The organism is Flavobacterium sp. (genome assembly GCF_040402895.1).
In the GTDB taxonomy this organism is placed as follows: Bacteria; Bacteroidota; Bacteroidia; order Flavobacteriales; family Flavobacteriaceae; genus Flavobacterium.
The window spans coordinates 292,976-318,936 of the sequence record NZ_JBBALR010000002.1; the positions used below are offsets into that span (position 1 = coordinate 292,976).

Sequence of the window (25,961 nt, forward strand, 5' to 3'; positions counted from 1 at the left end):
GTAAAAAAAACATTCATGCAATTTCTATTATATCTTATCATTTACCCTTTCATTTGGATAATTTCTATACTACCTTTTCCTGTATTGTACTTATTATCTGATTGTGTATACTTTCTTGTTTATCGCATTTTTAAATATCGAAAAAGAGTGGTTCGTGGTAATATTGCCTTAGCACTTCCGCATCTATCTGGAAAAGAAAGAGCGGTTGTTGAGAAAAAATTCTACGCTCACTTGTGCGATTTGTTTCTTGAAATGATAAAAACATTATCTATTTCAAAAAAAGAAATTGAAAAACGCTACACCTTTTCAAATATGGAAGTGTACTATGATTTAGAAAAAAAAGAAAAGAGTATTGCTTTGTTATGTGCGCATTATGCAAGTTATGAATGGGCCGTTTCTATGAATTATCATATTCACTTCAAGGGTTATGGCGTATATAAAAAATTAGCCAATCCGTATTTTGATAAATTAGTACGAAAAATTCGTTCTAAATTTAAAAGCCATTTAATCGATAGTAAAGAAACCATTCCTACGATGGCATCAAATTATAGAAACAAAACGTTTAGCGTTTATGGTTTAGTTAGTGATCAGTCTCCTAAATTAAGTGCTACCCATCACTGGCAAAAATTTATGGGTATTGAAGTTCCTGTGCATACCGGAGGCGAAATGTTAGCCAAAAAATACGATATGAATGTGATTTTCTTAAAGACAAAGAAACTAAAACGTGGGTATTATGAAGCTAGTTTTGAAGTGCTATCGGATGGAAATACAAAAGATGTTCCAAATTATGAAATCACCGATAATTTCCTAAAATTAGTAGAACAACAAATTTATGAGGCACCAGAATTTTACTTATGGACGCATAAACGTTGGAAGCATATGAGGTAATGGGTGTTGGGTGTTGTAAAAAATAATTTTTATGTTAATGAAACCAACTTTTCACCATAGCTACTTCTGGCTTGGTATCGTCTTTATGATTGAAATCGTTTTTAGTAGGATGATACACGTAATCTTCTTGCCATGTGGTGAAGTTTTCTGCTACATCAATAATTGCATCACAAACCAACTGAATTTCTTCTGAAGTAGTTGTAGGGTGAATTGACATTCTAATCCAACCTGGTTTATTGGTTAAATCACCTTCGTTAATACTGCAAGTAATAGAATTTGATGTTTCTTGATTGACATTCAGTAAATAATGCCCGTATGTACCTGCACAACTACAACCTCCACGAACTTGAATACCGAATTTATCGTTTAATAATTTTACACCTAAATTAAAGTGTAAATCGGTAATGTAAAATGAAATTACCCCTAACCTATCCTTGTGCTCTGCTGCTAAAATATTTATGTTTTCAATTGGTGCTAATCGTTCAAAAATATAGTCTACCAATTCGTGTTCCCTATCTAAGATGTGTTGTACCCCCATTTTCTCTTTTAACTGAATAGCAAGTGCGGATTTGATTACTTGTAAGAAACCTGGTGTTCCACCATCTTCTCTGTCTTCAATATTGTCGATATATTGGTGTTCTCCCCATGGATTGGTCCAAGAAACTGTTCCACCACCTGGACAATCTGGAATGTTGTTTTTATACAATTCTTTATTAAAAATCATCACACCACAAGAACCTGGTCCGCCTAAAAATTTATGTGGCGAAAAGAAAATAGCATCTAAATACGCTTCTTTATCTTCTGGATGCATGTTAATTTCCACATAAGGTCCAGAACAAGCAAAATCAACAAAGCAAACGCCATTATTTTGATGCATAATTTTTGCTACTTCATGATAAGGAGTTTTTATTCCCGTTACGTTAGAACATGATGTAATAGAGGCAATTTTAAAACTTCTATCCTTATATTGGTGTACTAATTTTGTAAAATTATCTATAGAAAACAAACCGTTTTCATCCGCTGGAATCACTACCACATCAGCAATAGTCTCTAACCAAGAAGTTTGATTAGAATGATGCTCCATATGTGAAATAAACACAATGGGCTTAATTTCATTTGGAATGGTGGTATATTCTTTTAAGTTTTCAGGAATTCGCAACCCTAAAATACGCTGAAATTTATTTACTACCGCTGTCATTCCCGTTCCGTCTGTAATCAATACGTCGTTGTCGGTTGCGTTTACATGGTCTTTTATAATATGACGCGCTTCATGATATGCCATTGTCATAGCTGTTCCTGTAATAGAAGTTTCTGTATGCGTATTAGCTACAAAAGGTCCGAAAGTATTCATTAGTTTTTCTTCAATTGGTCGATACAATCGGCCGCTTGCTGTCCAATCTGTATAAACAATGTTTTGTTCTCCAAATGGCGACAAAAAAGATTGATTTATACCAATGATATCTTTTCTATACTGCTGAAAATAAGTTTCTAACTTAGATTTTGTTTCTATTGCAATCATGCTATGAAATTTGGTACAAATATACATTTTATTAAATATTTTATAAAAATTTTATTCTGTAACTTTGTAAATTATTAAAAACCCATGTCAATTCAGTTTCTTCATAAGTTTACCACAAATTTGCCTTCAGATCCTATTGAAGAAAACTTTACGCGTCAAGTAAATAATGCTGCTTTTTCATTTGTAAAACCAAAAATACCTAGTCATCCAAAACTACTTCATCTGGTAAAAGAAGTTCAAGATTTAATTGGTTTTTCGGATGATTTTGTACAATCTGAATCGTTTTTAAATTTGGTTTCTGGATCCGAAATTATAGGAAATGCTAAACCATTTGCTATGAACTATGCCGGACATCAATTTGGAAATTGGGCAGGACAACTTGGAGACGGAAGAGCAATTGTACTTGGAGAAATTGAACATAACAATCAGCTTTTTACTTTACAATTAAAAGGTGCTGGCCCTACACCCTACTCCAGACGCGCTGATGGTTTGGCGGTTTTACGATCGTCTATTCGAGAACATTTGTGTAGTGAAGCTATGTTTCATTTGGGCGTTCCAACAACCCGTTCGTTATCTTTAGTTTCTACTGGCGATGAAGTGGTTCGAGATGTTATGTATGATGGAAATGCCGCATTAGAAAAAGGAGCTATTGTATGTAGAATTGCGCCAAGTTTTATTCGGTTTGGAAGTTTTGAATTGTTTTCGTCTCAAAATGATATTGAAAATTTAAAATTACTTGCCGATTATACGATTACAAATTATTATCCTGAAATTAATATAACAGGAAAAGAAAAATACCTTACATTTTTTAAAACTGTTGCCGAAAAAACAAGACAATTAATACTACATTGGCAACGTGTAGGTTTTGTACATGGTGTAATGAATACCGACAATATGAGTATTCACGGCATTACAATTGATTACGGACCTTACGGATGGCTTGAAGATTTCAATCCGAATTGGACACCAAATACAACAGATGCAGCAGGCAAAAGATACCGTTTTGGCAACCAATCAAATATTGCTTTATGGAATTTATACCAATTAGCAAATGCTTTATATCCGCTAATTGAAGAAGCGGAGCCTTTGGAAGAAATTCTAAATGATTTTGCCAAAAAATACGAGGAAGATTTTTTAGAAATGATGCTGAAAAAACTCGGTATTACATTAAAAAATGACGAAAACGAAAATCTGATTCAACAATTGCTTTATAATTTAGAGCAAACGGAAACAGATTATACGATTTTTTTTAGAAATTTAAATCAGATTGAAAAAACAGATACAAGTGAAGCTTGTGTAGCAAAAATTACGGACGCGTTTTACAAACCTGAAGAAGTTACAGGAATTATTTTAGAAACTTGGCATTTTTGGTTTGCAAATTATGTAACACTTTTAAATAAAGAAGTCCTTTCAAATAACGACCGAAAAACGCTTCAAAATTCGGTTAATCCGAAATATGTTTTGCGAAATTATATGGCTCAAATGGCGATTGAATTGGCAGAAAAAGAAGATTATTCGTTATTAAATGAATTATACCAACTGCTTTTGGATCCGTATGAGGAACAACCCAAATTTGAAAAATGGTTTGCTAAAAGACCCGATTGGGCAAGAGAAAAAATTGGAAGTTCTATGCTAAGTTGTAGTTCTTAGTATACACTTATTAGACTTCTTAGATTGTTAGGTTGTTAGATTAAAAAAACCGATAGATTAACTATCGGTTTTTATTTATGCTTTTTCGTAACGTTCCATTTCTCTGTCATAAAATTCACCGGCCAGGGTAATTAAATGTTCCATTTCGGCTTCTAGCTCGGTTTGATCTTCTTCTTCAACATCTTCTAAAAATTCTACAGAATCATCTTTAAGATTGATAAAAAATCGCGGATATTCTAAATGAATGATAAAAATATCATCTGGAAAATCGGTGTTGTCTCCTATAACAAATTTTGGTAATTCCATTTTTTAAAATTTTGAATTATAAATTTTCAATTTTCAAAAGTACAAATCTTTTTAAGATATTTATCTATGTTGTTTTAATAGAAATCTAAATCTTAGATAAAGCATTAGTGCTGCAGCTGTTAATCCGGCTAATAAGCCAATCCAAACGCCTTCGGCTTTTAAATTTGTATATAAACCTAAATAAATAGATATTGGAAAACCAATAATCCAATAGGCTACAAAGGTTAAATACATAGGCACTTTTACATCTTGTAAACCACGTAATGCGCCTAAAACTACTACTTGTATTCCGTCTGAAATTTGGAAAAATGCAGCAATTATTAATAATTTTGATGATACAGAAAGTACTTCTTTAATTTCAGATGCATTTAATGCCATTTCTGAATTTACAAAAAACGAAGGAAAAAACTGGCTTCCTAACATAAAAACCACTGCAAAAATAATTTCTAAAATAATCGCCATTAGAAATATAGAATGGGCTACCGTATTTAATTTTTTATAATCATTTAATCCTTTTTGATTGGCCACTCGAATCATAGCAGTAACACTTAATCCCATAGCAAACATAAAGGTTAGCGAAGCCAAACTTAACGCAATTTGATTGGCTGCCTGACTGGTTGTTCCAATCATACCACATAACCAAATGGCGCCTGTAAATAAAGCGACTTCAAAAAACATTTGTAATGAGGAAGGAATTCCCAACTTAATAATTTTATCTGAAACACTTTTCTGAAAAGATTGCCAACCAAAATACTTGAAAAAAGATTTGAATTTTTCGTTTTTAGACAATATATAGTGCATATAAATGACCATAAATACACGTGCTAATAATGTTCCAATCGCAGATCCTACAATTCCCATTTTTGGAAACATAAACAATCCAAAAACCAATAAAGCATTAATTACTACATTGATAATGTTTCCATAAATTGTGGCATACATGGAATATTTGGTTTCACTCATACCGTCTGCAAATTGTTTATATGCTTGAAAAATCACAAGAGGCACCAATGAGAAACCAACAATATCTAAGAACGGTTTGGCCAATTTTACTACATCTGCTGGTTGGTTCATATAGGACAACAAAGGTTTAGCAAAAAACAACAAAAAGAACAATCCAAAACCTAAAATGGTACATAAAATTAATCCGTTTTGAAAAGCAGTTCTTCCGCCTTCTCTATCTTTTGTACTATCAAATTCCGCTATAATTGGTGTGATGGCTGTAGAAAATCCAATTCCAATAGACATTCCAATAAACACAAAACTATTTCCTAAAGAAACCGCAGCTAATTCTGTAGAACCTAATTGTCCTACAAAAATATTATCTACTACTCCAACTAACGTATGACCGACCATACCTAAAATAACAGGTAACGCTAAATTGAAATTGTATTTGAATTCTTTGAAATATTTTTTCATTCTATTTTATTTTACACAGATTTTCACGGATTTTCACAAATTAAAATCCGTTTTAATCTTTGAAATCTGTCTATCTATCTAGTAATTTATTTTAATTTTTCTATTAATTGGTCTAACGAAACCGTTTCTTGTTCACCAGAAACTAAATCTTTAATTTTATATTGATTTTGTTTGATTTCTTCTTCACCAACTAAAACTGCAAATTGAATGCCTTTTTTCTCAGCAAACTGAAATTGTTTAGCCATTTTAGTCGCATCTGGATACATTTCGACTTTAATATTATTTTGTCTTATTTGGGAAATGGCTTTTAAGGAAAATAGTGTTTCAGCTTCACCAAAATTTATAAATAACGCTTTTGAAGTTGTGGTTACTGTTTCTGGAAACAAACCTAATTCGTCTAAAACCAAATAAATTCGATCTAATCCGAAAGAAATTCCCACACCACTCATGTTTTTTAATCCAAAAATTCCAGTTAAATCATCGTAACGACCTCCACCACCTATCGAACCCATGTCGACACCAGTTGGAGCGCCTACTTCGTATATGGCACCTGTATAATAATTTAAACCACGAGCTAATGTAACATCTACATCTAAATTTGCTGATTGTAAACCCAATTCATTAATAGCATTACAGATGAATTTCAACTCTTCAACACCTTTTAAACCTTCATTTGAAGATGCTAAAAGCGTGGCTAATTTTTCTATTTTTTCAGGAATGGTTCCTGTAAAATTGAAAAGCGGCTGTACTTTTTCAATGGCTGCTTCAGAAATACCTTTTTCAAGCATTTCTTTTTTTACACCGTCTTCTCCAATTTTATCTAATTTATCTAACGCAACCGTAAAATCAATTAATTTATCTGAAGCACCAATTACATCTGCAATCCCAGATAATATTTTACGATTGTTAATTTTTATGTGTACACCTTTTAAACCTAAAGCAGTAAAAATGGTATCGTACAATTGTACAAATTCCACTTCTTGCCAAAGCGAATTGCTTCCCACCACATCGGCATCGCATTGAAAAAATTCTCTAAAACGGCCTTTTTGTGGTCTATCCGCACGCCAAACGGGTTGTATTTGGTATCGCTTAAACGGAAATTCTAATTCGTTTTGATGCTGTACGACATAACGAGCAAAAGGCACAGTTAAGTCATAACGCAATGCTTTTTCTGAGATTTGACCAGTAATTTTTTTAGTATTTTTTACAGATAAATCTTCTACTGAAACTTTATCTAAATACTCTCCCGAGTTCAATATTTTAAAAATCAATCTATCGCCTTCTTCTCCATATTTTCCCATTAATGTATCCGAATTTTCAAAAGAAGGGGTTTCAATAGGTTGAAAACCAAACTGTTCAAAATTAGATTTTATAATAGAAAATATATAATTCCGTTTAGCTACTTCTGTAGATGAAAAATCGCGAGTTCCTTTTGGAATACTAGGTTTGGATGCCATAATAGTACTGTGTTGATGCGGCAAATTGCCAATTATCAATTATTGAATTGCAAATATCTTACTTTTAAATGACAATTGAAAAAATGAGCTAAGGAAAAAGTTCAATATCAATTATAGAATCAAGAATATTGACCACACAGATTTAAGAAATTTTAATAATTTATAAAATCTGTTTAATCTGTGTTCCAAATATGTCAAAATCTATATTCTTTACTCTATACTCTATTTTCTATATTCTTTTCAAAAATCATGTAACATTTAAAACAAAAGGTAGTCAAATAGACATGATTGGATTATTTAAAGAAAACACAAAAATTGCTATTGACTCTATTAGAAGTCAGGCATTGCGAACCTTTTTAACAGTTTTTATTATTGTTATTGGGATTACTTTTTTGGTAGGAATTTTAACTTTAACCAAAGCTTTAGAAAATAATCTATTTGGAAATTTTGCTTCAATGGGTGCCAATACATTTTCTATAAGTCAGTATGATTTTTCGGAACAAATTAGCCGAAATGACGGTGCTCAAAAAATAAATCCAATTATTAGTTATCCACAAGCTAAAGCATTTAAAGATAAATTTAACTTTCCTTTTACAGCCACTTCATTATCCTTTACAGCTTCAGCGAATGCAGAAGTAAAATTTGACAACAAAAAAACAGATCCAGAAATTACCGTTTTAGGAGCTGACGAAAATTTTATTCCAAATAATGGTTTCGACTTGGAATCGGGTAGAAATTTTAATTCCTTTGACGTAGACAACAATAATTATGTATGTATTGTTGGTGCCAACTTTAAAGATGGGTTGTTTGAAGGTGTTAATCCTATAGACAAAACTATTTCTGTTCGAGGTGCTAAATTTAAAGTAATTGGATTATTGAAAGAAAAAGGGGCGACTTTCGGAAATAATCAAGATTTACGAATTATACTTCCCATTCAAATTGCACGTTCTATTTTTTCGCAGCCAAATATAAATTATGATATAGCTGTAAAAATTAGTAACAAACAATTATTAGACGAATCCGTTGATAATTCGATAGTAACCATGCGTCGTGTTAGAAAATTAAATCCGGTTGAGAAAGAAAATTTCGGCATCAAACGCAGCGACGATTTAATTCAGAAATTAGGAGAAAATATTGCCGTAATTAACATTGCAGCAATTGCTATTGGCGCCATAACTATTTTTGGATCTACAATTGCATTGATGAATATAATGTTGGTTTCCGTTTCAGAGAGAACACGAGAAATTGGTATAAGAAAGGCGCTTGGTGCAAAAAGTATTACCATTGCTTGGCAATTTTTTACCGAAACCTTTGTCATCAGCCAGATTGGTGGAATAATTGGAATAATTTTAGGATTGTTACTCGGTACATTAATTGCTTCCGTAGCTGGTTTTGAGTTTGTAATACCTTGGATGGCAATAATTGCAGCTTTTGTTACTACATTTATTGTAACTATTATTTCTGGATTGTATCCTGCAATTAAAGCTTCTAAGTTAGATCCTGTTGAAGCGTTGCGTTATGAATAAACTTCAAAATTCGTTGTTCCAAGTTCGTTATTCGTAATTTTAAACAACGAATTTTCAATATTGAATATTGAAATTATAAACCACAACAAATCATTCTATCATTACCTATAAAATCTTTGCGCAATTCAATGTTTTTGAAACCTAATTGTTCTACTAATTCAACCGTTTCTTTTGCTAAATATTGATTGATTTCAAAAAATAATTTTCCGTTTGGTGTTAAGCTTTTCAATGCCAATTGAGCAATTTTTCTATAAAATAATAACGCGTCCGAATCATCTACAAACAAGGCTAAATGCGGTTCGTAATCTAACACATTTTTTTTTATTTCATGCTTTTCTAAATTTCGAACATATGGCGGATTGGAAACAATAACATCGAAAAGGAAATTTGAAGATTTGGAAATTTGAAGATTTGAAGTTTGTAAAATATCTTGTTGAATAAAATTCACCTCCACTTGATTATTTAAAGCATTTTTACGAGCCATTTTGAGTGCTTTTTCTGAAATATCAATTGCTGAAACTTGGGCACTTGGAATTTCTTTTTTCAAAGCAATTGGAATACAACCCGAACCTGTACCGATATCTAAAACCCTTTGCCCTTTACCTTTTATCTTTAACCCATCAACAATCCATTCTACTAATTCTTCTGTTTCAGGACGTGGAATTAACGTGTTTTCGTTGACTTCAAATCGTAAGCCATAAAACCAGGCTTCACCAGTGATATATTGAATTGGTTTTTCGGTTTTTAGTTCTGAAATTATGGATTGCCATTTTTCAAAATCTGTCTCAGAAACTTCAAAATCAGGATGTAGAGAAACGTCAATTCTTTTTAAATTATGAAGAAATTCCGTCAAAATAAAAAAGAAACTTTCTATTTCTGCATCTTCCTGAATGGTTTGCAATTCAGTAAAAAAATACGTTTTTAAACTTTTAATATTCATTTTATATTTTTTAAACACCAATTACCACAAATTAATTGGTGAAAATTTGTGCAAATCTGTATTAAACATTTTACAAATCTTTAATCATAAAAACATCGCAAGTAGTATGTCCTGTAGCACCTAAAGGTCCGTCTATGTATGTAAAGCCTGATTTTACATATAATTTTTGCGCATCTTTCATAAATGGTAAAGTTTCAATGTAGCATTTATCATAACCCACTTGTTTAGCAAATATTAAACATTTTTGCATTAATTCTTTTGCAATTCCTTTTCCACGAGCCTCTTTTGCTAAATACATTTTTTGTAATTCGCATATTTTAATTTCGGCATCCACTAAATTTCCAATTCCACAACCTCCTAATATAATTTCGTCATTTTCTAATACAAAATAAATTTCGTTGTCTTTTTGATATACTTCGAATAAAGTATTTAAATGCGGATCAGCATAAGCAGTTCCTACTTTTGGAGCATCTAATTCTTCAAAGACATTTCTTATCACGGCTGCGATTTTCAAATTGTCTTTCGGTTCAATTTCTCTTATTATATAATTCATTTGCAAATATAAAATGTAAAAGTACTAAATTTGTAAGATGATTGAGCATGAAATATACATGAAACGCTGTTTGCAATTGGCTAAAAATGGTTTAGGCACCACATACCCTAATCCGTTAGTAGGAAGCGTAATTGTATATAATGGAAAAATTATTGGGGAAGGTTGGCACCAAAAAGCGGGTGAACCACATGCAGAAGTACATGCCATTAATTCTGTAAAAAACAAAGAATTACTTTCCAAAAGCACCATTTATGTAAGTTTAGAACCGTGTAGTCATTTTGGAAAAACACCTCCGTGTGCAAATTTAATTATCGAACATAAAATTCCGAAAGTAGTGATTGGTTGTATCGATAGTTTTTCAGAAGTGGCCGGAAAAGGTGTTGAAAAATTAAAACAAGCCGGTTGCGAAGTTGTACTAAATGTTTTAGAGGCAGAATGTTTGAGAATGAATAAAAGATTTTTTACATTTCACAACAAAAAGCGACCTTATATTATACTAAAATGGGCAGAAACAGCAGATGGATTTATTGCGCCTTTTTTACCTAATTCAAAGACCTCTTTTGCTATCTCAAACGACTATTCTAGGCAATTGGCACATAAATATAGAACGGAAGAACAAGCTATTTTAGTTGGAACGACAACTGTTTTAAATGACAATCCAAGTTTAGATGCTAGAGATTGGTTTGGAGAGCATCCCACTCGAATTATTATTGATAAATCTAATAAAATTCCGGATGGATTTAATGTAAAAAACAAAAAAAATCCGACAATAATTTTTACGGAACAAGAAAATTGTGTACATTCGATAAATATCGCTTATGAATGTATACAGTTTGATAGTCATTTGATTTCTAATATCTTAACTCATTTATTTGAAAAAAACATTCAATCTGTTATTATCGAAGGCGGCACATTTACCTTGCAACAATTTATAAATAACCATTTATGGGATGAAGCAAGGGTTTTTATAGCTGAGACAAAAATTTTAGAGGGCGTAAAACGTCCTGAATTTAATTTTATTCCCGAAAGAACTATAAAAATTAAAAATAACCAACTAAAAACATACATAAATTATGATTGAAGCGATAATTTTTGATTTAGGAGATGTATTTTTAAACTTGAATCATCAAGCGAGTGCTGATGCGTTTAAAAAATTAGGATTAAACGCTTGGACGGACGATTTAAAAGCCGCTGCTATTTTATTTGAAACAGGCAAAATAGATGAATTGCAATTTATGGAAACCATTCAGAAGGACCTGCCAAATGCCGAGCTTGTAGAAATTAGAGAAGCTTGGAATGCTATTATTGGTGATTTTCCTCTAGAACGATTAGAATTTTTAGAAAAACTACAAAACAAGTACGATATATTTTTATTAAGCAATACGAATCCAACACATATTGATACATTTGAACATCAAGTAGGTTTAACTTTTGCAAGAGAATTTTATGCCCATTTTAATAAAGTTTATTTTTCCTATGAAATTAAAATAAGAAAACCAGATGAAGCAGTTTTTAACTTAATTTTGAAGCATAATAATCTAAATCCAAAAAAGACCCTTTTTGTTGATGATTCTATTGAACATATTGAAGTTGCAAGAACTTTAGGCATAAATACTTGGCAAATACTTGTAGGACAAGAAGATGTAACCAATTTATTCGATAAAAAAATACTATAAAATTGCAAGATTTTCAAATTAAAGACACCTATAAAACCATTGAAATTTCAGTTGAAAATATTTTATTTAAAGAAAAAAACAGTAAATTTTTTGGTTATGCTTACCCTATTACTTCAGAACTTGAAGTTAAAAAACACCTTGATCAATTAAAAATAGATCATTTTTCAGCACGACATTGGTGCTTTGCCTATCAAATTGGGACAGAAAATATTAAGTTTAGAGCTAACGATGATGGCGAACCAAGTAATTCCGCTGGAATGCCTATTTATGGGCAAATACAATCCTTTGAAATCACTAATGTATTAGTAGTAGTTGTACGCTATTTTGGCGGCGTAAAATTAGGCGTTGGTGGATTAATTTCAGCTTATAAAATTACGGCTCAACTCACATTAGCGGAAGCAAATATCATTGAAAAAACCATTGACAAACAGTTCAAAATTACTTTTGATTATAAAAACATGAACAAAGTAATGCGAATTATCAAAGAGAAAAACATTCAAATTGTTCAACAGAAAATGGAAATGAATTGCGAAATTCAGATTGCTACAAGGAAAAAAAATGCCAAAGAAATCGTTGCTATTTTCAAATCTTTATTTGAAATTGAAATTGAAGAAATTGAGAAATAAAAAATTAGTTTTACTATTTTTTTGAGGAGATATTAAAAGTAATATTTAAAAAAATCCACTGAAGTTACTCCTTTTAAACTTTATTAAACAATTGATCAATTTTAATTTTATCTGTTATAATATTTCACCAATTTTATCTGAAAGGTATTTTGGTGGTATAATTGGTCTTCCGGTTTTCATATCAACAAAAACAAGCATCGAATAGCCGGTTGTTAATAATTGATTTTGCTCATTAAATATTTCGTAATCAAATTCTATTTTTACAGTGCTCTGACTTTTAAGTATAGTTTTTATTCGCAATACGTCGTCATAACGAGCTGGTTTTTTATAATTTAATTCAAGAGAAACTACCGGGAGCATTACGCCGTTTTCTTCCATCCATTTGTAGGAAATTCCTAAATTTCTTAGCCACTCTACTCGACCCATTTCAAAATATTGAGCGTAATTTCCGTGATATACCACTCCCATTTGATCGGTTTCTGCATACCTAACTCGTACATAAAATTCGTGTTCTCTCATTATTTTATTTATATTTATGGCTTAAAATTTTTATTTTTTATAATTAAAAAAATCATATACAATAATATTTTTTAAATTACAATAGCTTTTGATTTTTTTTTAAATAATTTTATTCACATATTTGCTCTCCCAATAAATATCTACGCAAAAATAAAGATTTACTCTTATTTTTCTCAAATTAGGTTTAGAAAATTTTAAAAATTACAACAAATTATGATTAATGCAGCAAAATCTGTCTGGAATAATTGCTTGTCCTTTATCAAGGACAACATTACGGAACAAGCCTACAAAACGTGGTTTGAACCTATTGTAGCAATAAGCCTTTCAGAAGATAATGCCTTACTCATTCAAGTGCCTAGTAAATTCTTTTACGAGTGGCTGGAAGAACATTTTGTAATTATTTTAAAAACTGCTTTAACTAAAGAACTTGGAAACCAAGCAAAGCTAGTGTATAAAATTAAAATGGAAAACACTTCTGGTAACAAACTTCCATTTACTGAACAAATTCCAAGTACCTATCGCAGTTCGGTGAAAACACAAGAAATTGATGTGCCGATTGTGAATAAAAATCCGGAATTGAAAAATCCGTTTATTATTCCAGGTATCAGAAATGTAAAAATCGAATCTCAATTAAATTCAAATTATAGTTTTGATAATTTTTTAGAAGGCGATTCTAATAGATTATCAAGAAGCGCAGGTATGGCTGTAGCTAATAAACCAGGTGGTACATCATTTAATCCATTATTAATTTTTGGTGGCGTTGGTTTAGGAAAAACGCATTTAGCACACGCAATTGGAGTTGAAATTAAAGATAAATTCCCTGAGAAAACCGTTTTATATATTTCTGCTGAAATTTTCACGCAACAATATATCGAATCTGTAAAGAAAAATACTAGAAATGATTTCATTCACTTCTACCAACTTATTGATGTATTAATTATTGACGATGTCCAATTTTTATCTGGAAAAGCGGGAACACAAGATGTATTTTTTCATATTTTCAATTACCTACACCAAAACGGCAAACAAGTCATTTTAACTTCAGACAAAGCACCTGTAGACATGCAAGATATTGAGCAACGCTTATTATCTCGTTTCAAATGGGGATTGTCTGCTGAATTACACCAACCCGATTATGAAACAAGAATTTCTATTTTAAGAAATATCTTATACCGTGATGGTGTTGAAATGCCGGATGAAATTTTAGAATACGTAGCAAAACATATTAAATCAAACGTAAGAGAATTAGAAGGGGCTATTATTTCATTAATTGCACAATCTTCATTTAACAAACGTGAGATTAACATAGAACTAGCTAAGCAAGTTGTAGAGAAGTTTGTGAAAAATATCAAACGTGAAATATCTATTGACTATATCCAAAAAGTGGTTTCCGATTATTTCCAATTAGATACAGAAACTTTAAAATCGAAAACCAGAAAACGTCACATTGTTCAAGCGCGTCAATTAGCTATGTATTTTTCTAAAAAATTCACAAAAGCATCATTGGCAAATATTGGTTCACAAATTGGCGATAGAGACCATGCAACCGTATTGCATGCTGTAAAAACAGTTGACAATTTAGTGGCTACCGACAAACAATTTAAAAAGTTTGTGGAAGACATTAACAAAAAGCTGAGTATATAAAATGCCCACCAAGGTTTTAATGGTTTGTTTAGGCAATATATGTCGTTCACCGTTAGCAGAAGGTATTTTACAATCAAAACTCCCAAAACAAGATTATTTTATTGATAGTGCCGGAACGGCTAATTATCATATTGGTGCGGCGCCAGACAAACGTTCTATTTTAACTGCAAAAAAATTCGGCATAGACATAAGCCAACAAAAGTGTAGACAAATTACGAAATCTGATTTTGAAACTTTTGATTATATTTATGTAATGGATACCTCAAATTACAGAAATGTAATTGATTTAGCACCTGATGAAAAATCCAAACAAAAAGTAAAAGTAATTTTAAAAGAATTACACACAAACAATAATTTTGAAGTACCGGATCCATATTACGGTGAAATGGAAGATTTTGAACATGTCTTTCATTTATTAGAAGAAGTATGTACCATAATTGCTTCAAAAATTAAATCAAATTAGTTTTATTTAAACTCATTTTCTTTACTAAAAAATATACAATGAATTCAACTTCAACATATGGTAAATTATATTTAATCCCTTGTACTTTATCCAATCCTGGTGAAGTATCAGTTGATCCTAACGACGTTTTACCACAAACCATTAGAAGATGTATTGAACTTTTAGATAATTATATAGTTGAGAATGAAAAAACGGCTAGAAAATGTATCAAAGCAATTTGCCCAGATAAATCGCAACCTAGTTTACAATTATGGTCCTTAAACAAACATACTGAAGTTAGCGAACATAATGAGATGATTCAACCGCTATTAAACGGTATAAGTATGGGTGTAATGAGTGAAGCCGGATGCCCTGGAGTTGCTGATCCAGGAGCTGTGATTGTGAAATTAGCTCACGAAAAAGGAATTCAAGTAGTCCCATTAGTAGGACCAAGTTCTATTCTTTTAGCATTAATGGCTAGCGGCATGAACGGTCAAAATTTTGCTTTTACTGGCTACTTACCTATTGATAAAAACGAAAAGAAAAGTGCCTTGAGAAATTTAGAGAAATGGTCTCAAGAAAAAAATCAGGCGCAACTTTTTATGGAAACGCCGTATAGAAATAATAAATTCTTAGAAGATATTTTAACCACACTTCATCCGCAAACTAATTTATGTATAGCATGCGATGTTACGCTACCGACAGAATATATAAAAACAAAAACGGTGAACGACTGGAAAAAACAAAAGGTCGATTTACATAATCGACCTTGTATTTTTATTATTCAAAAAAATTAATCAGTTACCTTTGCGAATCTATTTGATATTACGTTAGAAGTATCATATCCATTAAATTTTTTAATGTAAGATCTTAAAGAAGTTCCAAATCCGTCTTTAAAACCATTTTTTCCATTACTTCTAAGATAAGCTTTTACTGAACTTGCACCTGATAAATGTGCTGCCGCTAACAATCCCGATTCTGTAATTTTGATTCCATTAATTATTCTACCCGAATAATTTTTAATTTCTTTTCTTAACTCCCATTTATTTATGCACAATAAGGCATAAAAAGCGTTTTCTTGTAAGATAGGATTATTAAGAAAGTTTTTGAAGTTGTAAACACCAATGTGTCTTAAAGTGCTTTTTCCGAATTGATATTTCCCCATATAACCATAAGGATTAACCAAAGTGTAAATACCAGCAGATTCTTTTACACCTATAGCTTGTGTGAATCCGATAAAAGTATTTCCTGAATAAGGTATAGAAAAATTCAACTTGACCGATTCGTCTTTTGAAGGTACTCGATACTCGTAAACTTCCGAATCATCGATATGAAATCCTGTTACAGATTCCTCTTTAAATGCACTAAAACCAGAGCTAATTATTACAATAAATGCAAGGGCAACTCCAAAATAAAAAATGTCTTTTCTCATGTAAATTTATTTCTCAAAAGGGTAAAAAAAATCATTTTTTACATTGTGTTTGATTGACATAAATCATACCACTCCAATTGAATTAACTTGACAAAGATATAACTTTTTTTATTATTTTTCTGAAAATCAAGTAATTAACTTTTTATTAAGATACAGAAACGGTCAAATTTTGGTATAAAAATGTTGATTAGTAGGCCTTAAGAGAAAACCAAAAATTTAGAAAAAAAAAGTAATAATAAAAAAAACGCCAATCCAAACAAGCATAAAAATAATAACTTGCTATATTAATAAACTATTTTACCATGATTTATTTTTATTGAAAACAAACCAATATAAAATAAAAATTATTGGTAAAAAACAGCAAAATGAAGGGAATAAAAAAGCATATTTTAGGACCCAATTGCTTGATAAATGAATCCAATTTTTTCTAATTCTGTTTTATTTAATACATTTCTTCCATCAAAAACAAAAGCAGGCTTCAACATATTATCATATATTTTTTGCCAATCGTAAGTTTTAAACTCATCCCATTCTGTTAAAATAGCAATGGCATGAGCATTTTTACATGCGTCGTAACCATTTTTTTCTACTGAAATGTACTTATTATTTTCTTCTTCTGAACGAGATTCTAAATAATTTAAATCCGAAAGAATTTGATTTTCTTCAACTTTCGGATCAAAAACGGCAATATTTGCACGTTCACTTATTAAATCATTTGCCACATAAATAGCAGCAGATTCACGAGTATCATTGGTATCTTTTTTAAAGGCCCAACCTAAAAAAGCTATTTTTTTTCCAGAAACAGTATTATACAAGGTACTTATAATATTATTAGAAAAACGTCGCTTTTGATGGTCATTCATAATGATTACTTGCTCCCAATAATCGGCAACTTCATTTAATCCATAGGATTTAGCGATATACACTAAGTTTAAAATATCTTTCTGAAAACAAGATCCACCAAAACCTACAGATGATTTTAGAAATTTTGAGCCAATTCGACTATCTAAACCAATGGCTTTTGCTACTTCATTTACGTCGGCACCTGTTTTTTCGCACAATTCACTCATCGCGTTAATTGAGGAAACACGCTGCGCTAAAAAAGCATTTGCTGTTAATTTTGATAATTCGGATGACCAAACATTTGTTGTTAAAATAAGATCTTTGTTTACCCAATTTGCATACACCTCAACCAATTTACGAATGGCTTCTTGGCCTTCAACTGTACTATCTCCTCCAATTAACACTCTATCTGGAGCAAACAAATCTTCAATTGCTGTTCCTTCTGCTAAAAATTCAGGATTCGACAAAATTTGAAAGTCTACACCGTTTCCTGTATTATCTAAAATATCTTTTATGGCTTGGGCTGTTCGAACTGGTAACGTCGATTTTTCAACAACAATTTTATCTGTTTTTGCTACACGAGCAATTTGTCTGGCACATAATTCGATATACTTTAAATCTGCAGCCATGCCTTTTCCTACTCCATAGGTTTTGGTGGGTGTATTTACTGAAATAAAAATTAATTCTGCTTCATAAATTGCTTGATCTACTTCAGTGGAAAAGAATAAATTTCTTCCTCTTGCCTCTTTTACAACCGCATCTAAACCGGGTTCATAAATAGGTAATAAACATACATCTTCATTGTTCCAAGCATTAATTCTATCCTGATTTAAATCTACAACAGTCACCTTAATATGTGGACATTTTTGAGCAATTACGGCCATAGTTGGACCACCAACATAACCTGCACCAATACAACAAATATTTTTAATCATCTTATAATTATGTTTATCTTTAACTATATTTTTTGTTAGAAACCCTAAATAGATTTCATAGAAGATTCAAAAGGAATTCTTTGTAATAAACTTCTTCCTAACGTAACTTCATCTGCATATTCTAATTCGTCACCAACAGAAATACCTCTAGCAATTGTTGACACATTTATTGAAAATGGTTTAATTTGCTTAAAGATATAAAAATTTGTAGTATCACCTTCCATAGTGGAACTCAACGCAAAAATAATTTCTATAACTTTTTGCTCCTTTACTTTTTCAACTAAAGAATTAATATTTAATTGGCTAGGTGAAATACCTTCAATTGGTGATATCTTTCCACCTAAAACATGATAAATTCCTTTATACATTCTAGTATTTTCAATAGCCATAACGTCTCTAACGTCTTCAACTACACAAATTATTGAATGGTCTCTTGATGGATTATTGCAAATTTCACAAACTGCAAAATCAGAAATATTATGACAATTTTGACAATAAATAATTTCATTTCGCATTTTAGTTAGTCCATCTGTCAATAATTGCGTTTGATTTGCAGGTTGTTTTAGCAAATGCAATACCAATCGCATAGCCGTTCGTTTACCAATACCCGGTAACATTGCTACTTCATTAACTGCATTTTCCAATAACTTTGACGAAAATTCCATTTTGCAAATATATTAAAAAGAAAAAACCTATTTGCATAAATACAAATAGGTTTTTTAAGATTTTATTTTGTGCTAATTTTTATAAAAATAACAAGTATAAAGATTATTCTGTTATTTTTGTAAAAAAAATTATGCAACCAATAACAATTCTACTATTTTTTGTTTCGTATTTCATTGTTCTGTTTGGAATTTCCTATTTCATGAACAAAAAATCAGGAAGTAGTAACGATACTTTTTTTAAGGCAAATAGTAAATCGCCATGGTATTTAGTAGCTTTTGGAATGATTGGGACGGCACTTTCAGGTGTTACCTTTATTTCTGTTCCTGGCGCTGTAGCGGCCAATCAATTTGCTTATTTTCAATTTATATTAGGGAATGCCATTGGATTTATTATTGTAGCCACAGTATTATTACCTTTATATTACAAACTTAATTTAACTTCAATTTATACCTATATTGAACAGCGCTTGGGGTATTTTAGTTATAAAACGGCTTCTTTTATATTTTTATTAAGTAGAACAATCGGTTCGGCTTTTAGATTGTATTTAGTAGTTTTAGTTTTGCAGCATTTTGTTTTCAATACCTATGGGATCCCCTTCTGGGCGACTGTTTTGATTAGTCTAGGATTAATTTTTGCATATACATACAAAGGCGGATTAAAAACAATTATTATTACAGACACTTTACAAACCTTATTCTTAGTAAGTTCCGTTTTTTTTACCATTTATTTTGTTTGCGATAGTTTAAACCTTCGATTTAGTGAGGCTATTGCAGTAATTGATGCCTCAGAATATTCAAAAATTTTCTTTTTTGAAGATTTTATTGGTTCCGGGCAACATTTTGTAAAACAAATTTTAGGAGGAGTTTTTGTAACTATTGCCATGGTTGGTTTAGATCAGGACCTAATGCAGAAAAATTTAAGCTGCAAAAATATTAAAGAAGCTCAAAAAAATATGTTTACGTTTACCGGGATATTTGTAATCATCAATTTGTTTTTCTTGAGTGTTGGTGCATTATTATATTTATTTGCGGCTAAAAACAAAATTCCAGTTCCTACACTAAATGATGCTGTGAGAACCGATTTATTATTTCCTGAAATTGCATTCAATCATTTTGCTTTAGTGCCAGCAGTGGTGTTTTTATTAGGATTAACCGCAGCCACTTTTGCCACAACAGATTCTGCATTAACCGCATTAACAACTTCATTTTGTATAGATTTTTTAGGAATGGAGAAAAAAGAAGAAACAAAAAATACTGTAAAAACTAGACATTTAGTCCATATTGGATTTTCGTTAGCCCTATTTATAGTGATTTTAATTTTTAATTCGTTAACTAATCAATCCGTTGTTAAACTAATTTTTAAAGTTGCATCCTATACCTATGGGCCACTTTTAGGTTTATTTGCTTTTGGAATTTTAGTCAAAAACCGTTCTGTAAAAGATAAATTGGTGCCATTTATTTGTTTGTTATCGCCTGCTATAACCTTTTTAATTAGTGCAAATTCTGGAATTGATGCGGAAGCACCAAAATTAATTCCATATGTTTTTGCCGAAGAACTAATAATTGTAAATGGTATGATTACTTTTATTGGATTATACTTAATAAGTAAAAAAGATAAAATTAATACTGATTTGTAGCTAATAAAACCAACGTGCAAGCTACTTCAAATTCGATATTATTTTGTTTTAATATTTCATAAAATTCTGGGTTTTCAGTTCCTGGATTGAATATTACACGTCTTGGCTTTAATGAAATAATATAGTCATAATATTCTTCTTGATTCTTTGGATTTAAATATAATGTAACGGTATCCACACCAGTAAATGGAAATTTTATTGTTTCAATATTAACATCTAAAGCCATGCCCTCTTTAGCACCAATAGCAACTACTTGATGTGATTTATTTATTAAACTTTGTATGGCTTTATAAGCATATCTATCTTTATTTGTTGTAGCTCCTATAACAAGTGTTTTCATCTATTGGGTTTTTAGTTGAACTAATTTACAAAATGTTTTTTAATTTACATTTAAATAATTATATTATAAATTCTATCTTTGAGCAACGTGATATATTTGCAAAAAAACTATGGACATTTTTATTTATTTATTTGCCGCCTTATTTTCTGTTTTAAATCCTATTGGAACTGTGCCTATTTTTGTAGGATTAACGCAAGGATATTCTTCTTCGGAACGATCAAGAACCTCTTTAATCACTTCAATTAATGTATTTGTAATTTTACTTATTTCGTTTTTTGTTGGGCAGTATGTATTGTCTTTTTTTGGAATTACCATTACTGCTTTACGAATTGCTGGTGGAATTATTATTGCCAGTTCAGGATTTTCTTTATTAAATGGAAACTTTAGCAAAAACAAAGGAATTAATAAAAAGGTACAAAAAGAAGTGGAAATGCGTCAAAATATTGCACTTACGCCTTTAGCAATGCCCATGCTTGCTGGCCCTGGATCTATTTCTTTATTAATAGCATATTATCAAGAATTGACAGAAACAGATGCTTCTATTTCCTCATCGGAAATTTTATTTTCATGTTTTGCCATTTTAGCTGTAGCTATATTAATTTATTTGGTATTACGAAGTGCGCATTATTTAGCAAAAATATTAGGCTCATCAGGAATTGTTGCGATATCAAGAATCATCGGATTTTTAACTATTGCCATAGGAATTCAATATATTATTAGCGCTGTTTTAAGTATCATTAGAGGAATATAAATTTAGAATATTCCAAAAATAAAAATTCCAAATTCCAACTGAATAGTGTTGAAATTTAGAATTTAAGCATTTAACCATTTATATTTATTCTACTTTCGGTAAGAAAACCTCAGCCATCATACAACGAGCACTTCCGCCTCCGCACGCTTCAATAACATCTAAACTAGCGTGTAAAATTTCACAATGTTTTTCAATTTTATCTATTTGTGCTTTTGTTAAACTTTGATATGCTGAATTGCTCGTTACCAAATATCGTTTATCAGCTGCACCACGAACTTGTAACATATTTCCTGCAAAATTATTTACTTGTTTTTCTGTTATTAAAATAATTTCTTTACCGTCTGCTTTAAGGTTTTCTAAAACCATTTTACGTTCTTTTTTATCATCTATACAATCGGCACAAATTACGGCAAACGTTTCCGCAATACACATCATTACATTGGTATGATAGATCGCTTTTCTTTCGCCATTTACGGTTTGAAAGGCTTCAAAAATAATGGGTGACATATCAAAATCTTCACAAAATTCGATAAATAATTCTTCGTCAGCTCTTGGAGAAAGTGCACAATACGCTTTATTAAATTCTCTATCTAAAACCAAACTTCCTGTTCCTTCTAAAAACACATTATCTTCTTCTGCAGAAGTATAATCCATAATTTCAGTTATTTCAAAACCTTTATCTTCTAAAACATCTAAAACATCTTCTCTTCGTTCTAATCTTCTGTTTTCTGCAAACATTGGATATAAAGCTACATCGCCAGTTTCATGAAAAGAAATCCAGTTGTTTGGAAAAATACTATCAGGTGTGTCAGGTTCTTTCTTGTCTTGAATTACAATTACATGTATACCTACACTTTTTAATTTTTCAACAAAGGCATCAAACTCCTGCACTGCTTTAAAATTTACCGTTTCTGGCGTTATATCATCTAAAACTTTTTGATAATAGTTATTTACAGCAGTTTGTTCGTTCATACGAAACGCCACAGGACGAATCATTACTATGGTGTTGGTAGTTTGTTTCATAATTTGTTTTGTTATAAGATTCTTAATCTCTAATTAATGGTAAAGTAGAACATCGTAATAGACCTTCTTGTTTTGAAATTTCGGCATAAGGAATTTCTTCAACTGTAAAACCGTTTTTGCGTAACCAAGTATTTAATCTTGTGAAATTTTTCTCAGATACAATTACATCTGGAGCTATTGAAAAAATATTGGAGTTCATATGATACATTTCCTCTCTTTCGATATGAAACAAATTATCTTTACCAAACAAATTTACTAAAAACATATAATCCGCTTCCTCACGGAAACCACTTTTGTAAATTATCCCTTTATCAGTTCCGATTGGCTGAAAACAACAATCTAAATGTAAAGCATTATCTCTTGGTTCTATTTTAGATTTTACCAAATCAAAAGCTTTTACTTTTTTATTAGGAAACAAATTTTGTATGTAAGCAACTCCCTTCAAATTAGTTCTGGCTGTAATATAATCTTTATAATCTGAACCTTTATAAGTACCAATAAAAATGTAGTCATTCCAAGGCATTACATCGCCGCCTTCTATATGAACATCCTCTGGTGGACGGACTACTTTATTAGGATCAATTTTATCAATTATGTATTGAATAGCCTCTAATTCTCTTTCTCTATCGGGTAAAATATTGGCTTTAATAAAAACATCTTCTATTACAAAACCAATATCTCTTGAAAAAATTTGATTGTAATTTTCAATAATTTCAGGACGATAAACTTTTACATCATATTTTTGAAAAACCATATTAAAAGCTTCCATCTCAGCAACCATATCAGCTTCAATGGGGTACGTTCCTGCCTTGATATGTTCTAATGATTTTGGATCATAAGCTTCTTCAATCGTAGGTGTTGGCCCATTGCTAATAGCTGTTCCAAGTACAACTACTCTTAATCGTGAGGTTTCGTTCTTTACATTTAATGACAACATAAAACTGTTTTTTACAAATATAGAAAATTGATTGATATGGAGAAAGTTAGAATCTTGGTTTTCAACAAAAATTTAAACTAAAAATATAAAACAACTAAAAATTTGTGAAAATTTTATTTTGTGTATTGATTTCCAATTACTTATCTTTGGCGAAACTTAAAACTAAATTATTATGGGATTATTAAATTTTTTTAGCTCATTATTTGGAAAAGCTAAACAAACTTCAGAAAATACTATTGAAAAAAAATCAGAAATTTCAGAGCACAAGTCTGAAAAAGCTGTTGAAATAAATAAAAATATTACAGAAAATATTGAACCAAAAGCAGTAAAGCCTAAAACAAAAAAAGCGCCTGTAAAAAAAGCACCTCTAAAAAGTGCTACACAAAAAGAAACCACAGAAAAAAGTACTACAAAAAAAGTAGCTGTGAAAAAAGCCCCAGTTAAAAAAGCCCCAGTTAAAAAAGCGGCAATTAAAAAAGCCACTCCAAATAAACCTATAGTTGATACCAAAGAATAACCTTTATAAAAAAGCTTCAGAATAATCTGAAGCTTTTTTTTATAAATTTAATTTTCCAACTATTTTTTTTATGTCTTGTTCTTTTGATTTTGGATAAATAAAAAGCACATTTTCTTTATCAACAATAATATAATCTTTTAAACCATCAATAACTACTAATTTTTTCACTTCTGTTCTAATAATGTTATGTGAAGCGTTTTCTAAATAAACCGTAGCATTTACAATAGCGTTATTAGATTCATCCTTATCTAATTTATCGTATAGAGAACCCCAAGTTCCTAAATCATTCCAATCAAAAGTTGCTGCTAAAACAAAAACATTTGGTGCTTTCTCTAAAATAGCATAATCAATAGAAATATTTTCAGCTAACGGATAATTTTCAGCGATAAACATTTTTTCATTTGGTGTATTATAGCTATCCCATCCTTTTAAGAAATCTGCATACATTTTGGGTTGAAAACTTTCAAAAGCCTTGGTTATTGAAGCTACACTCCAAATAAATATACCAGCATTCCAAAGAAAATTTCTACTTTGAATAAATTTTTGTGCAGTTTTATAATCCGGTTTTTCTCTAAATTGAACTACTTTTTTTATTATTCTAGAATCTAATTTATCATACTCAATGTAGCCATATCCTGTATTTGGAAAAGTAGGTAAAATTCCTAATGTCATTAAAGTATCTTGCGTTTCACAATGATAAAAAGATTGTTTTAAATTTGCAGCAAATTGCATTTCGTCTTCAATCCAATGATCACTTGGCGCAACTAAAATTAAGGCATTTGGATTTTGTTTTTTTATTTTTAACGAAGCATACAAAATACAAGGAGCGGTATTTCGCATGGCTGGCTCTAAAATAACTTGTTCTTGTTTTACGGAAGGAAGTTGTTCTAAAACAATAGCATTATAACTTTCATTGGTTAATATTAAAATATTCTCTTTTGGGATAATTTGCGCTAGGCGACTAAATGTCTTCTGAATTAAGGTTTCTCCCGTTCCTAACATGTCGTGAAATTGCTTTGGATATTCAGCTGTACTAACTGGCCAAAATCTAGAACCAACTCCACCAGCCATTAAAATGGCATAATAATTTTTATTCATTTTTATTGAATTTCTTTAATTTGAAATCACTTCAACTTCTGCATTAGGTTGAAATAAGAACAATCTTCCTGAACTTATTTCTAAACATTCATATCGTTTCACACGCAAGGCAATTTTTTTAAAAACTTTTCCGTTTTTTATTCTAAATGTACTACCGTATGGAATTTCAAAGATATAATTATTCTCTGTATTTCTTTCATCAAATTGTTTTAAAGCTAAAGACAAAGTAGCATCTGTATCTGAACTTGCCTTTGGATTTCTAAAATGTCTTGCCATTAATGGTAAAATTCGTTGCGGAAATATTTCCGGACGAATAAACGGAATCATTAAATGTTGAAAGGTTATTTTCCATTCGGTTCCATGTGGTAAAATATTTCTACCATATTTTTCAAAGGCAACCAAATGAGCGATTTCATGAATTAACGTCATTAAAAATCGGTATTTATTCAAATTGGCATTAACCGTGATTTGATGAAAACCGTCAGGATGTCTCCGATAGTCACCATGACGTGTATTTCGTTCATTTACAATTTTTAAATGCACATGATTCGCTTTTATCAATTCAAAAACGGGTTCCACGGCATGTTCGGGTAAATATTTTTGTAATACGTTCAAACA

General features: G+C 30.8%; 27 protein-coding genes. 12 read left to right on the plus strand and 15 right to left on the minus strand.

What is annotated here, in order from left to right; genetic code table 11:
* Positions 1–15 precede the first annotated feature (15 nt).
* A complete protein-coding gene (locus tag ABWP60_RS03420; RefSeq protein WP_353148517.1) occupies positions 16–888 on the plus strand; it encodes a lysophospholipid acyltransferase family protein in 873 nt (290 codons plus the stop codon).
* Between the two features lie 34 nt (positions 889–922).
* Here ABWP60_RS03420 and ABWP60_RS03425 read toward each other — a convergent pair whose 3' ends face one another.
* Positions 923–2,407, minus strand: a complete 1,485-nt coding sequence (locus ABWP60_RS03425; RefSeq protein ID WP_353148519.1) for an aminotransferase class V-fold PLP-dependent enzyme — start codon at positions 2,405–2,407, stop codon at positions 923–925.
* An 84-nt stretch (positions 2,408–2,491) separates the two neighbouring features.
* Here ABWP60_RS03425 and ABWP60_RS03430 point away from each other — a divergent pair, with 84 nt between their 5' ends.
* Positions 2,492–4,057, plus strand: a complete 1,566-nt coding sequence (locus ABWP60_RS03430) for a protein adenylyltransferase SelO (RefSeq protein WP_353148522.1) — start codon at positions 2,492–2,494, stop codon at positions 4,055–4,057.
* Positions 4,058–4,132: 75 nt separating this feature from the next.
* On the opposite strand, the gene ABWP60_RS03435 is transcribed toward ABWP60_RS03430, so the two are convergent.
* From ABWP60_RS03435 to hisS, 3 genes are all read right to left on the minus strand, one after another.
* A complete protein-coding gene (locus ABWP60_RS03435) occupies positions 4,133–4,363 on the minus strand; it encodes a DUF8828 family protein (RefSeq protein WP_353148525.1) in 231 nt (76 codons plus the stop codon).
* A 60-nt stretch (positions 4,364–4,423) separates the two neighbouring features.
* Positions 4,424–5,782, minus strand: coding sequence for an MATE family efflux transporter (locus ABWP60_RS03440; RefSeq protein WP_353148528.1), 1,359 nt, complete (start codon positions 5,780–5,782; stop codon positions 4,424–4,426).
* 86 nt (positions 5,783–5,868) lie between these two features.
* A complete protein-coding gene (hisS, locus tag ABWP60_RS03445; protein ID WP_353148531.1) occupies positions 5,869–7,239 on the minus strand; it encodes a histidine--tRNA ligase in 1,371 nt (456 codons plus the stop codon).
* A 284-nt stretch (positions 7,240–7,523) separates the two neighbouring features.
* Here hisS and ABWP60_RS03450 point away from each other — a divergent pair, with 284 nt between their 5' ends.
* Positions 7,524–8,765, plus strand: a complete 1,242-nt coding sequence (locus ABWP60_RS03450) for an ABC transporter permease (RefSeq protein ID WP_353148873.1) — start codon at positions 7,524–7,526, stop codon at positions 8,763–8,765.
* 73 nt (positions 8,766–8,838) lie between these two features.
* On the opposite strand, the gene prmC is transcribed toward ABWP60_RS03450, so the two are convergent.
* Both prmC and ABWP60_RS03460 read right to left on the minus strand, forming a co-directional pair.
* Positions 8,839–9,705, minus strand: a complete 867-nt coding sequence (gene prmC, locus ABWP60_RS03455) for a peptide chain release factor N(5)-glutamine methyltransferase (protein WP_353148534.1) — start codon at positions 9,703–9,705, stop codon at positions 8,839–8,841.
* 70 nt (positions 9,706–9,775) lie between these two features.
* Positions 9,776–10,258, minus strand: a complete 483-nt coding sequence (locus ABWP60_RS03460) for a GNAT family N-acetyltransferase (RefSeq protein ID WP_353148537.1) — start codon at positions 10,256–10,258, stop codon at positions 9,776–9,778.
* Between the two features lie 37 nt (positions 10,259–10,295).
* Here ABWP60_RS03460 and ribD point away from each other — a divergent pair, with 37 nt between their 5' ends.
* Genes ribD through ABWP60_RS03475 form a run of 3 tightly spaced genes read left to right on the plus strand, consistent with a single transcriptional unit; the run spans position 10,296 to position 12,560 of the window.
* On the plus strand, positions 10,296–11,339 hold the full coding sequence (gene ribD, locus ABWP60_RS03465; protein ID WP_353148540.1) for a bifunctional diaminohydroxyphosphoribosylaminopyrimidine deaminase/5-amino-6-(5-phosphoribosylamino)uracil reductase RibD: 1,044 nt from the start codon (positions 10,296–10,298) through the stop codon (positions 11,337–11,339).
* Positions 11,332–11,934 carry an HAD family hydrolase gene (locus ABWP60_RS03470; RefSeq protein ID WP_353148543.1) on the plus strand — a complete coding sequence of 201 codons (603 nt, stop codon included), beginning with the start codon at positions 11,332–11,334 and terminating at the stop codon, positions 11,932–11,934. Before ribD ends, ABWP60_RS03470 begins: the two co-directional genes overlap by 8 nt.
* Before the next feature lie 2 nt (positions 11,935–11,936).
* Positions 11,937–12,560 (plus strand): IMPACT family protein, encoded by a 624-nt coding sequence (locus tag ABWP60_RS03475; RefSeq protein WP_353148546.1) that lies wholly within the window; start codon positions 11,937–11,939, stop codon positions 12,558–12,560.
* Positions 12,561–12,674: 114 nt separating this feature from the next.
* Here ABWP60_RS03475 and ABWP60_RS03480 read toward each other — a convergent pair whose 3' ends face one another.
* Positions 12,675–13,079 (minus strand): acyl-CoA thioesterase, encoded by a 405-nt coding sequence (locus ABWP60_RS03480; RefSeq protein ID WP_353148549.1) that lies wholly within the window; start codon positions 13,077–13,079, stop codon positions 12,675–12,677.
* Between the two features lie 213 nt (positions 13,080–13,292).
* Between ABWP60_RS03480 and dnaA the strand changes: the two genes are divergently transcribed.
* The 3 genes from dnaA to ABWP60_RS03495 are packed head-to-tail and all read left to right on the plus strand — an operon-like array spanning position 13,293 to position 15,962.
* Entirely contained in the window at positions 13,293–14,723 is a 1,431-nt protein-coding gene (dnaA, locus tag ABWP60_RS03485; protein ID WP_353148552.1) for a chromosomal replication initiator protein DnaA, read from the plus strand.
* A gap of 1 nt (position 14,724) precedes the next feature.
* Positions 14,725–15,186, plus strand: coding sequence for a low molecular weight protein-tyrosine-phosphatase (locus ABWP60_RS03490; RefSeq protein WP_353148555.1), 462 nt, complete (start codon positions 14,725–14,727; stop codon positions 15,184–15,186).
* 38 nt (positions 15,187–15,224) lie between these two features.
* Complete coding sequence (locus ABWP60_RS03495) at positions 15,225–15,962, plus strand: SAM-dependent methyltransferase (RefSeq protein ID WP_353148558.1); 738 nt, start codon at positions 15,225–15,227, stop codon at positions 15,960–15,962.
* Here the strand turns inward: ABWP60_RS03495 and ABWP60_RS03500 are convergent.
* The 3 genes from ABWP60_RS03500 to recR all read right to left on the minus strand — a co-directional run bounded on the left by ABWP60_RS03500 (position 15,959) and on the right by recR (position 19,040).
* Complete coding sequence (locus ABWP60_RS03500; RefSeq protein ID WP_353148561.1) at positions 15,959–16,597, minus strand: peptidoglycan-binding protein LysM; 639 nt, start codon at positions 16,595–16,597, stop codon at positions 15,959–15,961. The genes ABWP60_RS03495 and ABWP60_RS03500 overlap by 4 nt on opposite strands.
* A 389-nt stretch (positions 16,598–16,986) precedes the next feature.
* Complete coding sequence (locus ABWP60_RS03505) at positions 16,987–18,375, minus strand: UDP-glucose 6-dehydrogenase (RefSeq protein WP_353148564.1); 1,389 nt, start codon at positions 18,373–18,375, stop codon at positions 16,987–16,989.
* Positions 18,376–18,419: 44 nt separating this feature from the next.
* The gene (recR, locus tag ABWP60_RS03510) at positions 18,420–19,040 is read right to left on the minus strand and encodes a recombination mediator RecR (protein WP_353148567.1); all 621 of its coding nucleotides are present in this window, start codon (positions 19,038–19,040) and stop codon (positions 18,420–18,422) included.
* 131 nt (positions 19,041–19,171) lie between these two features.
* Between recR and ABWP60_RS03515 the strand changes: the two genes are divergently transcribed.
* The gene (locus ABWP60_RS03515) at positions 19,172–20,677 is read left to right on the plus strand and encodes a sodium:solute symporter (protein ID WP_353148570.1); all 1,506 of its coding nucleotides are present in this window, start codon (positions 19,172–19,174) and stop codon (positions 20,675–20,677) included.
* Here the strand turns inward: ABWP60_RS03515 and ABWP60_RS03520 are convergent.
* Positions 20,661–21,017: a CoA-binding protein gene (locus tag ABWP60_RS03520; RefSeq protein ID WP_353148573.1), complete on the minus strand. Its 357-nt coding sequence runs from the start codon at positions 21,015–21,017 to the stop codon at positions 20,661–20,663. The two genes, ABWP60_RS03515 and ABWP60_RS03520, sit on opposite strands and share 17 nt — an antisense overlap.
* A gap of 109 nt (positions 21,018–21,126) precedes the next feature.
* Here ABWP60_RS03520 and ABWP60_RS03525 point away from each other — a divergent pair, with 109 nt between their 5' ends.
* On the plus strand, positions 21,127–21,768 hold the full coding sequence (locus ABWP60_RS03525; RefSeq protein ID WP_353148576.1) for a MarC family NAAT transporter: 642 nt from the start codon (positions 21,127–21,129) through the stop codon (positions 21,766–21,768).
* A gap of 84 nt (positions 21,769–21,852) precedes the next feature.
* On the opposite strand, the gene ctlX is transcribed toward ABWP60_RS03525, so the two are convergent.
* Together ctlX and ABWP60_RS03535 are read right to left on the minus strand one after the other, a co-directional pair.
* Positions 21,853–22,791: a citrulline utilization hydrolase CtlX gene (ctlX, locus tag ABWP60_RS03530; protein ID WP_353148579.1), complete on the minus strand. Its 939-nt coding sequence runs from the start codon at positions 22,789–22,791 to the stop codon at positions 21,853–21,855.
* 22 nt (positions 22,792–22,813) lie between these two features.
* Complete coding sequence (locus tag ABWP60_RS03535) at positions 22,814–23,728, minus strand: dimethylarginine dimethylaminohydrolase family protein (protein WP_353148582.1); 915 nt, start codon at positions 23,726–23,728, stop codon at positions 22,814–22,816.
* Between the two features lie 172 nt (positions 23,729–23,900).
* Between ABWP60_RS03535 and ABWP60_RS03540 the strand changes: the two genes are divergently transcribed.
* The gene (locus ABWP60_RS03540; RefSeq protein WP_353148585.1) at positions 23,901–24,245 is read left to right on the plus strand and encodes a hypothetical protein; all 345 of its coding nucleotides are present in this window, start codon (positions 23,901–23,903) and stop codon (positions 24,243–24,245) included.
* Positions 24,246–24,284: 39 nt separating this feature from the next.
* On the opposite strand, the gene ABWP60_RS03545 is transcribed toward ABWP60_RS03540, so the two are convergent.
* Together ABWP60_RS03545 and ABWP60_RS03550 are read right to left on the minus strand one after the other, a co-directional pair.
* On the minus strand, positions 24,285–25,343 hold the full coding sequence (locus ABWP60_RS03545; RefSeq protein WP_353148588.1) for a mannose-1-phosphate guanylyltransferase: 1,059 nt from the start codon (positions 25,341–25,343) through the stop codon (positions 24,285–24,287).
* Positions 25,344–25,358: 15 nt separating this feature from the next.
* Positions 25,359–25,958: a SprT-like domain-containing protein gene (locus ABWP60_RS03550; RefSeq protein WP_353148591.1), complete on the minus strand. Its 600-nt coding sequence runs from the start codon at positions 25,956–25,958 to the stop codon at positions 25,359–25,361.
* Positions 25,959–25,961 lie beyond the last annotated feature (3 nt).

Excerpts from the sequence above, each read along its gene's own strand:
- ABWP60_RS03420 (WP_353148517.1), top strand. The coding sequence starts at position 16 with ATGCAATTTCTATTATATCTTATCATTTACCCTTTCATTTGGATAATT.
- ABWP60_RS03425 (WP_353148519.1), bottom strand. The coding sequence starts at position 2,407 with ATGATTGCAATAGAAACAAAATCTAAGTTAGAAACTTATTTTCAGCAG.
- ABWP60_RS03430 (WP_353148522.1), top strand. The coding sequence starts at position 2,492 with ATGTCAATTCAGTTTCTTCATAAGTTTACCACAAATTTGCCTTCAGAT.
- ABWP60_RS03435 (WP_353148525.1), bottom strand. The coding sequence starts at position 4,363 with ATGGAATTACCAAAATTTGTTATAGGAGACAACACCGATTTTCCAGAT.
- ABWP60_RS03440 (WP_353148528.1), bottom strand. The coding sequence starts at position 5,782 with ATGAAAAAATATTTCAAAGAATTCAAATACAATTTCAATTTAGCGTTA.
- hisS (WP_353148531.1), bottom strand. The coding sequence starts at position 7,239 with ATGGCATCCAAACCTAGTATTCCAAAAGGAACTCGCGATTTTTCATCT.
- ABWP60_RS03450 (WP_353148873.1), top strand. The coding sequence starts at position 7,524 with ATGATTGGATTATTTAAAGAAAACACAAAAATTGCTATTGACTCTATT.
- prmC (WP_353148534.1), bottom strand. The coding sequence starts at position 9,705 with ATGAATATTAAAAGTTTAAAAACGTATTTTTTTACTGAATTGCAAACC.
- ABWP60_RS03460 (WP_353148537.1), bottom strand. The coding sequence starts at position 10,258 with ATGAATTATATAATAAGAGAAATTGAACCGAAAGACAATTTGAAAATC.
- ribD (WP_353148540.1), top strand. The coding sequence starts at position 10,296 with ATGATTGAGCATGAAATATACATGAAACGCTGTTTGCAATTGGCTAAA.
- ABWP60_RS03470 (WP_353148543.1), top strand. The coding sequence starts at position 11,332 with ATGATTGAAGCGATAATTTTTGATTTAGGAGATGTATTTTTAAACTTG.
- ABWP60_RS03480 (WP_353148549.1), bottom strand. The coding sequence starts at position 13,079 with ATGAGAGAACACGAATTTTATGTACGAGTTAGGTATGCAGAAACCGAT.
- dnaA (WP_353148552.1), top strand. The coding sequence starts at position 13,293 with ATGATTAATGCAGCAAAATCTGTCTGGAATAATTGCTTGTCCTTTATC.
- ABWP60_RS03490 (WP_353148555.1), top strand. The coding sequence starts at position 14,725 with ATGCCCACCAAGGTTTTAATGGTTTGTTTAGGCAATATATGTCGTTCA.
- ABWP60_RS03495 (WP_353148558.1), top strand. The coding sequence starts at position 15,225 with ATGAATTCAACTTCAACATATGGTAAATTATATTTAATCCCTTGTACT.
- ABWP60_RS03500 (WP_353148561.1), bottom strand. The coding sequence starts at position 16,597 with ATGAGAAAAGACATTTTTTATTTTGGAGTTGCCCTTGCATTTATTGTA.
- ABWP60_RS03505 (WP_353148564.1), bottom strand. The coding sequence starts at position 18,375 with ATGATTAAAAATATTTGTTGTATTGGTGCAGGTTATGTTGGTGGTCCA.
- recR (WP_353148567.1), bottom strand. The coding sequence starts at position 19,040 with ATGGAATTTTCGTCAAAGTTATTGGAAAATGCAGTTAATGAAGTAGCA.
- ABWP60_RS03515 (WP_353148570.1), top strand. The coding sequence starts at position 19,172 with ATGCAACCAATAACAATTCTACTATTTTTTGTTTCGTATTTCATTGTT.
- ABWP60_RS03520 (WP_353148573.1), bottom strand. The coding sequence starts at position 21,017 with ATGAAAACACTTGTTATAGGAGCTACAACAAATAAAGATAGATATGCT.
- ABWP60_RS03525 (WP_353148576.1), top strand. The coding sequence starts at position 21,127 with ATGGACATTTTTATTTATTTATTTGCCGCCTTATTTTCTGTTTTAAAT.
- ctlX (WP_353148579.1), bottom strand. The coding sequence starts at position 22,791 with ATGAAACAAACTACCAACACCATAGTAATGATTCGTCCTGTGGCGTTT.
- ABWP60_RS03535 (WP_353148582.1), bottom strand. The coding sequence starts at position 23,728 with ATGTTGTCATTAAATGTAAAGAACGAAACCTCACGATTAAGAGTAGTT.
- ABWP60_RS03540 (WP_353148585.1), top strand. The coding sequence starts at position 23,901 with ATGGGATTATTAAATTTTTTTAGCTCATTATTTGGAAAAGCTAAACAA.
- ABWP60_RS03545 (WP_353148588.1), bottom strand. The coding sequence starts at position 25,343 with ATGAATAAAAATTATTATGCCATTTTAATGGCTGGTGGAGTTGGTTCT.